The organism is Bacteroides sp. 14(A) (assembly GCF_000526555.1).
GTDB lineage: Bacteria > Bacteroidota > Bacteroidia > Bacteroidales > Bacteroidaceae > Bacteroides > Bacteroides cellulosilyticus.
The window spans coordinates 2,477,985-2,492,654 of sequence record NZ_JAGH01000002.1; the positions used below are offsets into that span (position 1 = coordinate 2,477,985).

Annotated in this window: 15 protein-coding genes; all 15 read left to right on the forward strand. The window is 44.7% G+C overall.

The window, feature by feature from the left end; translation table 11 throughout:
- Positions 1–176 precede the first annotated feature (176 nt).
- The 15 genes from K429_RS0116945 to K429_RS0117015 are packed head-to-tail and all read left to right on the forward strand — an operon-like array spanning position 177 to position 14,667.
- Positions 177–698, forward strand: a complete 522-nt coding sequence (locus K429_RS0116945; protein WP_026367677.1) for a glycoside hydrolase family 108 protein — start codon at positions 177–179, stop codon at positions 696–698.
- The gene (locus tag K429_RS0116950; RefSeq protein ID WP_007212388.1) at positions 698–1,234 is read left to right on the forward strand and encodes a Pvc16 family protein; all 537 of its coding nucleotides are present in this window, start codon (positions 698–700) and stop codon (positions 1,232–1,234) included. Before K429_RS0116945 ends, K429_RS0116950 begins: the two co-directional genes overlap by 1 nt.
- A 16-nt stretch (positions 1,235–1,250) precedes the next feature.
- The gene (locus K429_RS0116955; protein ID WP_026367678.1) at positions 1,251–2,129 is read left to right on the forward strand and encodes a hypothetical protein; all 879 of its coding nucleotides are present in this window, start codon (positions 1,251–1,253) and stop codon (positions 2,127–2,129) included.
- 24 nt (positions 2,130–2,153) lie between these two features.
- The gene (locus K429_RS0116960; protein ID WP_026367679.1) at positions 2,154–3,791 is read left to right on the forward strand and encodes a phage tail sheath C-terminal domain-containing protein; all 1,638 of its coding nucleotides are present in this window, start codon (positions 2,154–2,156) and stop codon (positions 3,789–3,791) included.
- Positions 3,792–3,823: 32 nt separating this feature from the next.
- A complete protein-coding gene (locus K429_RS0116965) occupies positions 3,824–5,356 on the forward strand; it encodes a phage tail sheath C-terminal domain-containing protein (RefSeq protein WP_026367680.1) in 1,533 nt (510 codons plus the stop codon).
- A 37-nt stretch (positions 5,357–5,393) separates the two neighbouring features.
- Entirely contained in the window at positions 5,394–5,858 is a 465-nt protein-coding gene (locus K429_RS0116970; RefSeq protein WP_007212392.1) for a phage tail protein, read from the forward strand.
- Positions 5,859–5,870: 12 nt separating this feature from the next.
- Positions 5,871–6,347, forward strand: a complete 477-nt coding sequence (locus tag K429_RS0116975; protein ID WP_007215170.1) for a phage tail protein — start codon at positions 5,871–5,873, stop codon at positions 6,345–6,347.
- Between the two features lie 5 nt (positions 6,348–6,352).
- On the forward strand, positions 6,353–6,535 hold the full coding sequence (locus tag K429_RS0116980; protein ID WP_007212394.1) for a hypothetical protein: 183 nt from the start codon (positions 6,353–6,355) through the stop codon (positions 6,533–6,535).
- A gap of 22 nt (positions 6,536–6,557) precedes the next feature.
- The gene (locus K429_RS0116985) at positions 6,558–7,217 is read left to right on the forward strand and encodes a hypothetical protein (RefSeq protein ID WP_026367681.1); all 660 of its coding nucleotides are present in this window, start codon (positions 6,558–6,560) and stop codon (positions 7,215–7,217) included.
- An 8-nt stretch (positions 7,218–7,225) separates the two neighbouring features.
- Positions 7,226–9,001, forward strand: coding sequence for a type VI secretion system tip protein VgrG (gene vgrG / locus K429_RS0116990; RefSeq protein WP_026367682.1), 1,776 nt, complete (start codon positions 7,226–7,228; stop codon positions 8,999–9,001).
- 50 nt (positions 9,002–9,051) lie between these two features.
- Positions 9,052–9,354, forward strand: coding sequence for a PAAR domain-containing protein (locus K429_RS0116995; protein ID WP_026367683.1), 303 nt, complete (start codon positions 9,052–9,054; stop codon positions 9,352–9,354).
- A 5-nt stretch (positions 9,355–9,359) separates the two neighbouring features.
- Positions 9,360–9,779 carry a GPW/gp25 family protein gene (locus tag K429_RS0117000; protein WP_026367684.1) on the forward strand — a complete coding sequence of 140 codons (420 nt, stop codon included), beginning with the start codon at positions 9,360–9,362 and terminating at the stop codon, positions 9,777–9,779.
- A 28-nt stretch (positions 9,780–9,807) separates the two neighbouring features.
- Complete coding sequence (locus tag K429_RS28875; RefSeq protein ID WP_147345050.1) at positions 9,808–10,665, forward strand: hypothetical protein; 858 nt, start codon at positions 9,808–9,810, stop codon at positions 10,663–10,665.
- Between the two features lie 39 nt (positions 10,666–10,704).
- Positions 10,705–13,917, forward strand: a complete 3,213-nt coding sequence (locus tag K429_RS0117010; protein WP_026367685.1) for a hypothetical protein — start codon at positions 10,705–10,707, stop codon at positions 13,915–13,917.
- Between the two features lie 6 nt (positions 13,918–13,923).
- Positions 13,924–14,667 (forward strand): hypothetical protein, encoded by a 744-nt coding sequence (locus tag K429_RS0117015; protein WP_026367686.1) that lies wholly within the window; start codon positions 13,924–13,926, stop codon positions 14,665–14,667.
- Positions 14,668–14,670: the final 3 nt, after the last annotated feature.

Sequence of the window (14,670 nt, forward strand, 5' to 3'; positions counted from 1 at the left end):
GTCTCTCTTTTAATTTAAAATATTGATAGGTAGTTTGTTGCGCAAATTGTAAATCAAAATACTGAATTCGAAATGTATATTGCCTTTTTTCCCCCTATTTTTGAAGAGCAGATAATTGCTATTATTAATTAATACCTTTTTGTTATGTTATTATGGAAACTTAAAAAGAAAGCATTATGGCAGATGTCAAGAAATTAGCACCATTTATCCAGAGGTGGGAGGGTGGTTTTGTAGACGATCCCGACGACTTGGGAGGAGCAACCAACATGGGTGTTACTATAGCAACCTACAAGGTATATCGCAAACGGAAAGGATTTTCCGAACCTACAGTAGACGATTTGAAACATCTATCGAATAATGAGTGGATCGATATCTTGAAGAGCTTGTATTGGGATAAGTGGAAAGCCGATCAGATAAAAAGCCAATCTGTTGCCAATATTTTGGTAGACTGGGTATGGGCTTCAGGAAACTATGGTATCAAGATACCACAAAAACTGCTTGGAGTTACAGCCGACGGTATTGTGGGAAAAAATACCCTTGCCGCTGTCAATAACTATCCTTCACAGCACGAACTCTTTGACAAGATAAGACAGGAACGCTTGGATTACATTGACCGTATCTGCAAGAGCCGCCCGACGAACGAGAAATACAGACGTGGTTGGTGCAACCGTATCAATAACCTCTATTTCGAAGAATAATGATAAGGCGAATTCTTACATATTATGCAGCCTCTCTGGATGAGTACTTGCACCACAAGTTCCAGCAGCCCGAAGGTATGGCAGAGGTGGGAATCATTGGTAGTGGTGCGAGCGAAAAGCCTTGCAAACTGATTGTTTCACTTGTCAATATTGAGCGTGAAACGGCAGGAGGCATCTCGGCAGGCATCAGTCGTAACAGTTCGGACTATATGCGGACGTTTGCGCCGTTATTGCTGAACCTCGACTTGATGCTTGCTGCTGTATATGACGAGAAACGATACGCCGAGTCGCTTTCCGTATTGTACGAATCGTTACTTTTTATTCAGTCGCATCCCTATTTTGAACTGGATGGGCAGAAATATACGGTAGAGATCGTCACACTTTCGGTACAGGACATTAATAATATCTGGACCACGCTGGGCGGACAATATTATCCGTCGGTGATGTGCAAGCTGCGCAGGCTTGCGGTGGATGCGGAGGAAGCCGTCAGCAGTGGTGGTATTGCCCGTGAACCATCGGTCAGCGTAACAAAATAGAAAGGAGAAAAAACAAATGAGCCAATATATAGCCATAGCTGCCATACGTATCGAACACAATTATTACAATCCGCCCGAAAACAGCTTTGTGGGATTAGAGCCGACGTCCGAAACCAAAAAGTTGATGAAACAGCGGGGAGTGATGTTGAGACAAAGTCGTGGAAATGAGTGGCAATGGATCATGGCCGATGATGCATCGGGATTTGCAGATAAGGATGTACTGGAATTATCTATGATTGTGAAGGACCCTTGTTTTCTGCAACAGATAGAGAGTGACGGATATGATCCCGACAGTTTTTACAAATTCAATGCGGAAAACGGATTGGTGGAAGTGAATGCCGACTTTGTATGGAGAAAGGATACGAACGGGCAGAAGTTGAAAAATGAGTTTTGCCGGATTGTTTTGAAACCGGTAGAAATGGCATCGGAGAGGTTGCGAATGCTCTATATGAAAGTAGAGCAATTGGGAAAAGAAGAGATACGGGAAGAAAACAGTGTACAATTCGCAGCCATAAAACAAGAAATAAGGCAGTTGCAGGAAATCTGTTGTCCGAAATTTACTATCCGATTTTGTTCCTGTGCGTATTATTGGGAGTATCTGTGTGTATTCAAGGATGAGAATGATATGCGGGGAAAGGATCTCAGACTGCGAACTCGCGAAAATGTAGTGGCTTTCGGAGCGCCGGAAAAGTATGAGAAAACAAGCTTGGGAACCAATGTCTGGAGACTTGTTTCTACAGGACGGATCAAAGCGAAGGAGCGGTACGACATGCCGATGCAACTTTATATTGGCAGGATGTTGGAAAGCCGGTTCATTTCACCGCCGCAAATAGGGAAATTCCAGTCGGATTCTCCGCATACCCTAAGAGAAGTATGCTATATTAAAGAACAATAATTATAAATTTTAAAACTGATAATTATGGGAAGCATGAAAACTCCCGGCGTTTATATCATAGAGAAGAACGCCTTTCCGAACTCAGTGGTGGAAGCGCCAACCGCTATTCCGGCTTTTATCGGCTATACCAAGCAGGCCGTGAACGGGAATAATGACCTGAAGAATGTGCCGTGGAAAATTTCATCGATGACGGAGTATATACAGTATTTCGGTGGGGGGCCTGACTTGAAGTTCGAGGTAGATATAAAGGATGGCTCACTCTGTATTGAAGGAAAAAACTGTTATACATTATACTACAACATGATGTTGTTTTTTGCTAATGGTGGTAGTACCTGCTACATTGTTTCAGTTGGCAGTTATGAGGATGCTTTGAACAAAAATGCTATGCTCACTGGATTGGAAAAGCTGACCCTTGAGCAGGAAATTACGTTGGTGGTCATACCTGAAGCTGTAAATCTGAATAGTAATGAAGAGTTTAGGGATATACAGCAACAGATGCTTTCTCATTGTGGTGACAGAATGAAAAACCGTTTCGCGCTGCTTGATATTTATCCGAAGGCAGATGAAAATACAAACATAGAAGACCAAGTAACTATCTTTTGTACTAATATCGGTTCCAATTTTTTGTCTTATGGCGCAGCCTATTTCCCTTGGTTGAATACTTCGGTAGTGGGAGATCGGGACTTGACGGGCGATGTGTTTGTATGGACTGATAATATTTATGCTAACCGAAACAAACTCTCCGATATTGATCCCGCTTTTTCCGGCATAGTGACGGTTTTCTGTGAAAGGACAGACGTGTTTGAGCTTGAAAAAGATGCAGTAAAGAAAGTGAATAATCATACTTTTGAATTTGCTGATGTTGTGGCAGGGAATATTGAAAATAAGGAAGGAAAAGTAATTGGTGTAATGACGGTGGATGATATCACTAAAGAGGGGGAAACAGAGGTGATAAGTAAAAGAATAGAGGTTGTTTGGGTTCCTTCCACTGACAATATTGAAAATAAACAGGCCTTCCATCAAGCGTTGTACAACGGTTCATCCGTTTATAAGCAGGCTATAAAAGGTGTGCTGAAAAAATTGAACCAGCTTCCCCCGTCTGCAGCTATGGCAGGAATTTACACTATGGTAGATAATAGTCGCGGTGTATGGAAAGCCCCTGCCAACGTAACGTTGAGCTATGTGGACAGTCTGGTAGAAGACATCGATGACGATCAGCAGGCTGATTTGAATGCCCCTGCTCATGGAAAGGCCGTCAATGTGATACGCCTGTTTCGTGGCGAGGGTATAAAGGTGTGGGGAGCACGTACACTGGATGGAAATTCCTTGGATTGGAGGTATGTGAATGTACGCCGCACCCTGCTATTCCTGGAAGAATCGATAAAGAATGCTGCCCGCGCTTATGTATTTGAGCCGAATGCTGCCGGTACATGGATTAACATGAAGTGCATGATTGAGAATTTCCTGCGTAGTGTGTGGAAACGTGGCGGACTGGCAGGCGCGACTCCTGAAGATGCCTTTGAGGTGCATATAGGCTTGGGCGATACCATGACTGCTGAAGATATATTGGACGGTATCATGCGTATTACAGTTCTCGTGGCTGTTACCCATCCTGCCGAATTCATTGAGATTACATTCCAGCAGCAGGCACAAAAGAGTTGATAACCGATTGTTGAACTTAAATTATAAGAATCATGGGAGAATATAAGACCCCCGGTGTTTACATCAAAGAGAAGAATGCCTTCGGTAATTCCATAGTGGAAGTTGAAACCGCTATTCCGGTCTTTATCGGCCTTACCGGGACAGCTCAGGATGGAACCTCGTCTCTGCTGAACAAGCCGGTGCGGATTTCATCAATGACGGAGTACAACACGTATTTCGGAGGTGCACCCACACCTCAGTTCATGCTTTCTTCTGAAGAGATTAAGGATGATGACGAGGATAAATATTTGTTTTGTTTTCCTGATAATGAAAAGAAAATGGCTTTGAAATGCAAAGCGCCAGAACATATTTATACCTTGTATTATCACATGGTGCTGTTTTTCGCCAATGGCGGCGGAACGTGCTATGTAGTTTCATTGGGTGGATATAACGCTGATTTTTATGAGTCGTATTCGGCTAATAAGGACACTGTGTTTGCCAATATCAAAAAAGAACAGGACATCACAATGGTGGTAGTGCCGGAAGCGGTAAACTCTGCCAACTGTATGAATGTTTATAATGATTTGTTAAAGGAATTGGCCGATAAGCAAAAATATTTTGCTTTGCTGGATGTGCCAATGGGAGCGGGTGCTAAGACAGAGGAAATTTCAGACTCGTTTGGAGCAGGCATAGGTACTACAAACCTGCAATATGCGGCAGCTTATTATCCCTGGCTCGAAACTTCGGTATTATCGGACACTGACATTGATGGAAGGGTGCTGGTCTGGACCTATAATGTAGATACCACTTCAATGACCTTTAGTGGCGATTCAAAGGTGGATGAGTATATCAAAAAGTGCTTTACTATGATAAGCACAGAGAAGGATGCTACCGGTAAGGTATTGAAAGCGGGCGATATTCAACAAGTTAAGACAGATCTTCATAATGCCCTGTTGCAGAATTGGCCGCAATACAAATTGCTGGCGAAGAAAGTGAAAGACTATTTGAACCTGTTGCCTCCCTCGGCTGTAATGGCCGGTGTCTATACGATGATAGATAATACACGCGGTGTGTGGAAAGCTCCCGCCAATGTATCCGTTAGCTACGTGAACAAGCCCGCTGTCCCTGTTACAGACAAAGACCAGGAAGTATTGAATATGCCAATGAGCGGAAAGGCTATCAATGCCATCCGCACTTTCCCCGGCGAAGGTATCAAGGTATGGGGTGCCCGTACATTGGACGGCAATTCGCAAGATTGGCGTTATATCAACGTTCGCCGCACGATGATTTTTCTGGAACAATCGGTTAAGAATGCCGCTCGTGCCTATGTATTCGAACCGAACGATGCCAATACATGGATCAACATGAAGTGCATGATTGAGAATTTCCTGCGCAGTGTGTGGAAACGTGGTGGACTTGCGGGTTCAACACCTGAAGAAGCTTACGAAGTGCATGTCGGTCTGGGTGATACCATGACAAATGATGATATACTGGAAGGAACTATGCGCATTACGGTATTGGTAGCTGTTACTCGTCCGGCAGAGTTTATCGAAATCACTTTCCAACAGCAGGCGCAGAAGAGCTGAGAATAATTAAAAATTAACAATTAAAAATTAAAATATTATGGCAGATAATGGATCAGCACAGAGTCAGGACACTAAGATGTGGCCGTTACCGAGTTTTCATTTCAAAGTGACATTGGGAAGTGTGGGTGAAATATCTTTCAGTGAAGTGTCGGGGCTTGAAACCGAATTCGAGGAAATCACCTATCGCGCCGGTGACAGCAATGATTTCACAAAATTGAAGATGCCCGGGCTGAAGAAAGTGAGTGACATCACTTTGAAAAAAGGTATATTCGTTTCTGATTCCCAACTATGGAAATGGATTGGTAATGTGAACATGAATATCATCCAACGCGAAAACGTAACCATCAGTTTGCTGGATGAGTCACATTCAGCCGTAAAAACCTGGTCGTTGACAAATGCCTGGCCGAAGAAGATTACGGTGGAAGGCTTCAAGGCCGATGGTAACTCAGTAGCTATGGAAACATTGATTCTGGCACACGAAGGAATACAGATTAGTGAATGATTTTTATAGATTATGATTGAGAACCTTGCATGGAAATTTCTGCCACCCTATGAGTTTTACTTTCGGGTGTGTTTTATGGAGAGACTTGTCTCACTGTTTTACGCCTCGTTTACGGAAGTCAGCGGTTTAGGGTGGAACTATGAAAAACAGACACAGACGGGAGCGGAGAATACTGCCCAAGAATTGCCTAAAGCAATCAAATATGGCAAAATAACTTTGAAATCACCGCTTGTGCCTTTGGCTGCACCGTTTGAAATCTGGGTGAATGACTGTTGTAACAGTTTGAACATGAAAAATGCCAAAGATCAGATTATTGCCCTGGATATGGTCATTACACTACAAAGTCAGGCCAATGTTCCGGTTGCAGCTTGGCTGTGTTCGCACTGTTATCCGATAGGATGTTCACTCAGTGGATTGGATGCCGCAAGAAGTGGACTTGCAATGGAAACTGTCACTCTGAATTGTAATCGGTTAGAACGTAAACTGTAGAAATTATGCCTGTTGTTATAAAAGAAATGCATATCAGGACGGTTGTAGAAAAACGAATCGTCACGGAGGTGGAAGTTTCGGAAGAGCTTATCCGAAAGATTGAAAATCGCGTAAGGGACAGGTTGGATGCAGAAGATAGCATCCGACCCGGTTCCCGGCAGTGGCAGAGAAAGAAAAATGAGCGTTAGTAATGCATAAAGAAAAAGTGAAATGGGACAGATGACCATCACAGCCTATACGGACGAGAATTTCAGTAGCGAATATAAATCTGCGCTGGAACTTCCTATCAATCCCGATAAGGTGAAGTTCACGAAAGGGATCCAATATGCGGAGGACAAGCAGTTAGGGAGCTTGAACGGGTCGAACGTATATGCACGTTACCGTCCGGAAACCCTTTACTTTGAGTGCCTGCTCGATATGACCAATGCCTTGGATGATGATCGTGAGAAGAAACCCGTCCACGATGTGGTGAACGATCTGGAACAACGCCTCTATTGCTATAATAGTGAAGGGCATCGTCCATCGTTCGTCAAGGTGCAGTACGGTGACATTCTTTTTTTCGGGCAACTCAAGACGCTCGAAACGGAATATACTTTGTTCGACTTGGATGGTATACCTCTCCGCGCTGAATTGAAAGTGACACTGACGGGCTATTGCAGTCAGAAAGAAGAAAATAAAAGATTCCCGAAACGTTCGCCCGATGTGTCTCGGATGGTCACGCTGAAGGAAGGGCAAACACTGGCAGCCCTATGTAATGAAGTTTATGGTGACCCGCTCCTTGTGGGCGAAGTTGCTCGATTTAATAACCTGAACGGTTACAGGAACGTACCCAGCGGTACCAAGATCCTGTTGCCGATGTTAAAAAAATAATTAAAATTATGGCTGAATCGCCTTCTGTACACAAAGACCGCGTACTAGCTTGTTCCGTTTATTGTAACGGGAGCAAACTGAAAGATGAGTACGCTTTGGTTTCCGCTATGGTGCATCAGGAACTGAACCGCATTGGCAAAGCAACATTGAAGTTTAATGCCGGAAATATGGACAAGCAGACTTTTGACGAGAGTGATGCCGACCTTTTCAAGCCGGGCAATATTATCCGTCTGGATGCAGGCGATATTGACAAGGAAGATACGCTATTCGATGGTGTGATTATTGGGTTACGCATCATCACCGATAGGGATTTTCGTTCCTATATGTTGGTGGAGTGTCGTGATTATGCCTATTCCGCGACGCAAGGACGTAAGAATCGTATTTTTGAGAAGAAGAAGGACTGTGACATCATTAAGGAAGTATTGTTGGCTTACGGTAGTGTGGAAGTAGACTCCACACCCTATCAGCACCCCACGCTGGTACAGTATTATTGTTCCGATTGGGACTTTGCCCTTTCGCGTGCCGATGCCAACGGCCTGTTCATCTTTACTGATGGTAGTAAGATTAAGGTGAAGAAACCCGATGTGAGTGCGTCGCCTGTACTGACTGTAACTTATGGTGTCGACTTGACTGCTTTTGACCTTGAACTGTCCGCTGATGACCAGTTTACGCAATATGAAGCGATGTCTTGGGATCCCGCTACACAGAAAGCTGTGAAAGTGTCCGCTAGTTCCCCCTCGCTCAATAAGCAAGGGGACTTGCAGCCAAAGAACATTGCCACAGGCGATAGCTTTTTGTTGCAAACTGATGCTCCTACAGACGAGAAAGCGTTGAAGCAATGGGCGGATGGCATGGCATTGAAAGCTGGATTGGCACGTTATCAAGGATCATGCAGCTTTTACGGTTCCGCCAAGGTAGTGCCCGGCTGCATCATCGAACTGAAAGGCTTGGGCAAACGATTCAACGGCAATCTGTTTGTCGGCTCAGTGACGCATACTATCGAGAACAACGAATGGATGACCGAAGCGGGTGCAGGCGTTTCATCCCTGAACATTACTGATGAAACGGATGTGGTATCGCCTTCCGCTTCCGGTTTTCTGCCCGGTTTGCAGGGACTTCATGCGGCAGTGGTAAGGAAACTGGACGGCGATCCGCTGAAAGAATACCGTATTCAGATAGAATTGCCATGGATGGATGGAAAGAACAAGCTGCTTTGGGCAAGGCTCTCCACTATGTACGCCACAAATGCGTCAGGTAACTTCTTCCTGCCCGAACCGGATGATGAAGTGGTGGTGGGCTTTATGAATGAAGACCCCGGGCATCCCGTCATATTGGGCGGGGTGTATGGTGAAAAGCACAAACCGCCTTATGAATACGAGGCAAAGAATAATACGAAAGCCATCGTTACCCGTGAGAAGATGCGAATAGAATTCAATGAGGAAAAGAAGGTGATAACGATTTCTACTCCCGGAAAAAACACGGTGGAAATCAGCGATGATGACAAGCATATCAAGTTGACCGACCAGAATAAGAACGAAATTGTAATGAACAGTAGCGGTATTTCCCTCTCGTCGGCAAAAGATATCACACTGAAAGCGAAAGGCGCCATCACAATAGAGGCCACTTCAAAAATCAACGCCACCGCCAAGCAGGATGTCAGCCTGGAAGGACTGAACGTGAAAATGGAGGCTAAAGTGAGCGCAACTGTTAAAGGCAACGCCAAGGCGGAACTTTCAGCTTCGGGCCAAACTACTGTTAAAGGTGCAATGGTCATGATAAACTAATGGACAATTAGGAAATGGATTTTTAATTTATAACTTTTAATTTGAAAATTATGCCTCCAGCAGCAAGAATAACTGATATGCACACCTGCCCCATGCAGACCCCGGCGTTTCCCTCGCCGATACCGCATGTGGGCGGACCGATAGTCGGCCCAAGTGTGCCGAATGTTTTGATAGGGAAAATACCGGCAGCCGTCGTAGGTGACATGTGCGTCTGCGTGGGACCACCGGATACAATAGTAAAAGGTTCATCCACTGTGATGATAGGTGGCAAACCTGCAGCTCGTATGGGTGACAGCACCGCACATGGTGGCACGATAGCTGCCGGATGTCCAACAGTGATGATAGGAGGATAAAGAGTATGAGCGAAAAGAATAATATATTGGACAATGATGGCTTTCTGGGAAAAGGTTGGAACTTTCCGCCTACGCTGACAGAAAACGGTGTAAAGATGGTGTCTTATGAGGAGGATATCCAGCAAAGCTTGTATGTTCTGTTGAGTACGTCGCCCAGCGAACGGGTGAACCGCTATGACTATGGTTGTCCACTCCGTAAGTATACTTTTGAGGTGATGGATACGGAAATAGTAACGCAGATGCGGAATGACATCACAAGGGCGGTTATGCTTTTTGAACCGCGTATCACGCTGGAGGACGTTTCTTTTGAAAAAAAGGAGGAGGAAGGAGTACTGTTGATAAAATTGATATATACCATTGTTAGGACGAATAATCGGAGTAATATGGTTTATCCGTTCTATTTGAATGAAGGGACAAATGTATAACCATATATAAGAGATAACGAGTATGTACATGGGCAAACAATATAAGAATGAGGCGGGAAATAAGGCTTCACGGCAGGTGAAGTGTGGGACGAGGCAGGAAATGAAGATGAGAGATGAAAGGTTGGGTAACCTTTGCACAGAAAAGCTTCTTTATGGGGCGAAAACTACAAATATTGTTCAATTGTTTAGTTTTTGGGATTATTTAAAAGGTAATTTGCTAGAGGATGATAAAGATCGTTTTTATTTCCGTAGGGCGAGTTTTAATCCTTTGAATTATTTTGCTCAAAGAGATAATGTGCCATATGAGAATAGTCATACAGCCTATCACACAACTTCTGTACATGGTGCGCAAAACAGTTTAACGAACATAAGAAACCGACATTATCCGCTTCTGCCAGGAATGAGTAATATGGCTAATATGCTACTACCCGGAAATCCCATTGGTGTTATAAGGCGACAAAATACAAGCAGTAGATTTGCGTCTGCAAGTTGGGAAAGACATGCCAGAATAGAATCAATAAATGCATTTAATAATGAAGCTACAAATTTAGGACTTAATGTTACTTGGATTAATAATGCTCCAGTATTCGGAGCACCCAATGTCGGAATATTTGTATCTTCTTTTTTTATTACATATACTAATCCTATATTGGGGAACTATGAAGTTGGTGTTGTTTCTAATATGGCTGGGAATATAGGAATGGCTGCAAGAACAACAAATATTGTAAAAGCTGTAATCAATTATCAACAAATTGGTGCTAACCAAATAAATGCATGGATTGGACAACTTTTTCCAGTAATGGTTGCAGTTCCAGCTATTAATAATGGTGTAATTAATATAAATAATTTTCAGGGTACGGCATGGGCTTTTTCTGATTTTACATGATTAATCTTTTTGTTTTATTAAGAAATAAATAAAAATTATATGGCAATGGATATCAGGCATAGAGGTACGTTCCGCACCGATTACGAGGCCGATTGGGCAAGGCTGGACGACTTCCAGGCTCTGACTGCCGAAGCGGATAAGCTCTTGCACCGCTTGATACGAGCGAGCCGGGAGATTCCCTATCATAATGCGGACGGACAGGAAGTCATACTTGTATCCTTCTTGGAGAGGCATGTGCTGACCGTGCTTGCCGATATTGCCCGCAAGAAGCTGTCGAACTATGGTAACAGCTTTGCCAATGTACAAGGTACAGCAATACAGGCTGCCTATACCCAAAAACTACGACAGGACATCAATCGGTGGATAGCTCGGTTGGACAGCTATCTGCATAACACTTGGCAAGCAGGAAATAACAGCAGCCCTGCCGCTGAAACCGCCCGCTGGTTGAAGGATCGTCTGGAACAGTCATTGTCTGCCGATGAACTAGATGGAAACAATAACTATTATCGGATGCTTCGCACCGTGACCGCTATTCAGGAGAATGTCGATTACTATCTGAATCAAATAAAGGACAGTGGCGATATGAATCCGGCACTGTCCTTGCTCATTGTCTATCTGAAAAACTATGGCAGCATTGCTGAGGCTTTCAACCGCCGCCTTGCCACCTTGCCTGAACTCTATCGTAAGGACATCCTGCATGCCGCACCACAGGATGCGGTACAAGACAACGTCTATGTCATTATCACACCCACAGAAGGTATCGGAGGTTTTACCTTGCCTAAGGATGAGCCATTCCTCGCCGGGCAAAATGCCACAGGAGAAGAACTTATTTATCGGACTGAAAAAAAAGAATATATCAGCCCCATGCAGTGTGTGGAAGCGGATGCACTGTACGGTTTTTCCAATCCTTCTTGTGGAGGAGCTTTGGAACTCTATAAACAACCTATACAACTTCAAGATACAACCGATGCTCAAACCTTGTTCGCACATGGTGAAGAATTACGCATAGGCTGGCAAGTGGAGTCCCCTATGTTTGTGTTGAACGAAGGCGAACGGAATATCAGTATCTATTTCCATCTTACAGCCGATAATTCTATACCCAACAATACAAAAGGTTTTGTCCTACAACTGAGCGGAGCGGAAGGCTGGATGGAGCAAACTTGCGAGTGCTATATCGAATCCGGCCAGTTATGTTTCAGCTTCAGCTTGCCATACAATGTAGTTGCTCCTGCATCCTGTATGGAAGAAGTACATGGCACAACAACAGAATATCCTGTCATCCGTATCTTGACAGATAATGCGAACTGTCCTTACAAGTGGGCACAACAACTCATTTTCGATAGCGTGGAAATAAAGACGGAAGTGAACGGTATTCGCAACTTCAGCTTCTATAATGATCAGGGTGAAGTAGACACTACGCAGCCCTTCCATCCTTTCGGTATACAGGCAGAGTGTGGCGCCTGTTTTCTTTTTGGTAACGAAGAAATGAGTCTGAAAAACTTGCAGGAAGTCCGTTTGAAAGGCATATGGAGGAAATTGCCCGAAACTGAAGAAGGATTCAACAAGATGTATAAGGAATACGGAACAGATGCGGACGCATTCAAAGTTTCCACCGAATATCAGAAAGGTGGCAGGTGGAAAAAATGCGGTGATGAGCAAAAGCTATTTAGCTTTAATGAAAACGGAGATCTGAATTCTGCCGAGATAGTATTTAGCTTTACAGTGCGGTCACAATCCATTTCCAGCGATGAAATTGCCGTTCCTTACGAATACAGTCGTGACAAAGACGGTTTCTTCCGTATCACCTTGGAGTCCCCTTCCATCGGCTTTGGCACAAAAGCCTATCGCACCTTGTTTTCTGAAACGATGGTACACAACAGTGGTTGTAAGGAAAAGAAACGTAAAGACTTACCTTCCGAACCGGTTATCCCTGTGATGGCGGATGTAGAACTTTCCTATATCGCTACGGAAGAGACGACTTTAAGTGATATGGAACGTTCGTTCATTCGATTAAGTCGTATTACGGCACTATCCCGGCAGGAACCATTTCCCATTACTAAAGGAGAGAAGCAACCGTTTCTGCCTTCTGTCCCGGCTGAAAATCTGTTGTATTTCGGTTTACTTCACGCACTAGGAGAGCAGAACCTGCGGTTGTACTTCGATATGGTATTGCCTCAGGAAAAGATCCCATTCTATGACCCGCAACCGGGTAGGCAGGTAACTTTGGCATGGGAATATTGGAGCGGAAACGAATGGCATCCCATTACCATAGAATCCGTCCTTGCCGAAGAAACGTTAGGACTGACGCAAAGCGGATTTATAGAAATCAAGCTGCCGGAGAAAATAGGCAGTAGCCATATGGATAAACAAGGTAGGGCATGGATACGTGCCGCCGTGACAGGCGATTTGTCTTCCTGCCTTGCTGTACGAGGTATCCGGACAAACTGTATTCGTCTCATTTCCCAAAATGGAGATGGTACTCCGTTGCCTGCCGGAACGATACAAGGTATAAAGGAACCGGATGAACGGATTGAAAGTGTCACCCAGCCCTTGAGTGGCTTCGGAGGCAAGCCTGCCGAAACAGCAACTGGGGTGGCTGTGCGACAAACTTCACGCATCAGTAACCGTCACCGTGCCCTCATAATAAAGGACTACGAGCATCTTTTACTGGAATTTTTTCCCGAAGTGGATAAGATACAGTGCATTCCCATTCCGCAGAATAAAGGAGCATCGAAAATATGCCTGGTGGTATTCAGCCGTGCGGAAGACAGCCGTTATTTCCTCTCTCCGGCATGGAAACTGGCGGAAATACAGCAGCTTGTCCGGCAATATGCATCTCCGTTTGCTTCTTTGCGTGTAATTAATCCCGTTTACGAACGTGTGAATGTTCACTGCAAAGCAATCCTGTGGGACAGCGTGCCGGATAAAGGCAAGGCAGTCCGGCAACTTGTTGTTTTGGCACAGAACTATATCGCACCGTGGTATCGGAAAGAAGAAATTCCAATGCTTAGGCAACGTTACTCCTACAAGGAACTTCATGCCCGAATGGTGAATCATGAGGATCTGATGCGGCTGGTCACGTTGGAAGTGAACGGTAAGAGTTTGTCGCGTATAGATGTCGATACCGTGGACTTCACTTTCGAAGGCAAGCACCCTTGGAGTGTATTGCTTCCGGTAATAAAAATAGAACTTCTTTCTCCCTACGACGGCATAGAGAAAGCTGAAATCGGGAGTAACTTCATAATAGGATAGTGGTTTATGGAAAAGAATAATAACAGGCGGAACCGAAGTGTGCTGAAAAGCTATTTTCAGAAAGGTGCTATACCCACAGAACAACAGTTTGCTGAACTGATAGATTCCGTGTCGAACATTGTGGAGGATGGGCAGGTGATGAGAACCCCCAGTGGATGGGCGTTTTTCCCTGGACAAGCCGGTCACTTGGATATCGGGCTTTACACGGAAGAACCTCTCACAGAAGTGGATATACCCGCATGGACTCTCGCTGTCACACCCGAAAAGAAGCTGACTGTAAGGAATGCGAAGGGAGAAGCGGTGATGGAAGCGTTGCAAGACAAATCGATAGTATTGTATGGTAGTCTGAAGGTGGAAGACGAAATTACCGCAACGGCTTACCAGACGGCAGGCGGAGGGGGAATCACACCCAGCGGTGAAGGCTATCTGACTGTCCCTGCCGACAAAGAGTGGCATGATTTGCCAATCGATGTGTCGCGCGAAGGTTTCGGTTGCCGTGTATACTCTGTATATGCCTCTTTTCGTGAACAGGGTACGGGGCTTTGCCAACTGACACGTGCTACCGCGCTTTGGCTTAACTTTATGCAACAGCGAATTGAATCACCCCAGAAGCACTGGTGGGGATGGACGGGCAGCGTCTGCTTCCGTTGGCAGATGCGGGAAAAGAATATATACCTGCAAATACGTACCAAAAAGCAACTCCCATCCGGTGAGATACATTGCCGAGTGGTGGAAATGTATAAAGGATAAGCT

What these genes read in the sequence shown, in the direction of transcription:
- K429_RS0116965 (WP_026367680.1), top strand. Translation starts at nt 3,824, where the DNA reads ATGGGAGAATATAAGACCCCCGGTGTTTACATCAAAGAGAAGAATGCC.
- K429_RS0116985 (WP_026367681.1), top strand. Translation starts at nt 6,558, where the DNA reads ATGGGACAGATGACCATCACAGCCTATACGGACGAGAATTTCAGTAGC.
- K429_RS0116995 (WP_026367683.1), top strand. Translation starts at nt 9,052, where the DNA reads ATGCCTCCAGCAGCAAGAATAACTGATATGCACACCTGCCCCATGCAG.
- K429_RS0116980 (WP_007212394.1), top strand. Translation starts at nt 6,353, where the DNA reads ATGCCTGTTGTTATAAAAGAAATGCATATCAGGACGGTTGTAGAAAAA.
- K429_RS0116970 (WP_007212392.1), top strand. Translation starts at nt 5,394, where the DNA reads ATGGCAGATAATGGATCAGCACAGAGTCAGGACACTAAGATGTGGCCG.
- K429_RS0117000 (WP_026367684.1), top strand. Translation starts at nt 9,360, where the DNA reads ATGAGCGAAAAGAATAATATATTGGACAATGATGGCTTTCTGGGAAAA.
- K429_RS0117010 (WP_026367685.1), top strand. Translation starts at nt 10,705, where the DNA reads ATGGCAATGGATATCAGGCATAGAGGTACGTTCCGCACCGATTACGAG.
- K429_RS28875 (WP_147345050.1), top strand. Translation starts at nt 9,808, where the DNA reads ATGGGCAAACAATATAAGAATGAGGCGGGAAATAAGGCTTCACGGCAG.
- K429_RS0116950 (WP_007212388.1), top strand. Translation starts at nt 698, where the DNA reads ATGATAAGGCGAATTCTTACATATTATGCAGCCTCTCTGGATGAGTAC.
- K429_RS0116955 (WP_026367678.1), top strand. Translation starts at nt 1,251, where the DNA reads ATGAGCCAATATATAGCCATAGCTGCCATACGTATCGAACACAATTAT.
- K429_RS0117015 (WP_026367686.1), top strand. Translation starts at nt 13,924, where the DNA reads ATGGAAAAGAATAATAACAGGCGGAACCGAAGTGTGCTGAAAAGCTAT.
- K429_RS0116945 (WP_026367677.1), top strand. Translation starts at nt 177, where the DNA reads ATGGCAGATGTCAAGAAATTAGCACCATTTATCCAGAGGTGGGAGGGT.
- K429_RS0116960 (WP_026367679.1), top strand. Translation starts at nt 2,154, where the DNA reads ATGGGAAGCATGAAAACTCCCGGCGTTTATATCATAGAGAAGAACGCC.
- vgrG (WP_026367682.1), top strand. Translation starts at nt 7,226, where the DNA reads ATGGCTGAATCGCCTTCTGTACACAAAGACCGCGTACTAGCTTGTTCC.
- K429_RS0116975 (WP_007215170.1), top strand. Translation starts at nt 5,871, where the DNA reads ATGATTGAGAACCTTGCATGGAAATTTCTGCCACCCTATGAGTTTTAC.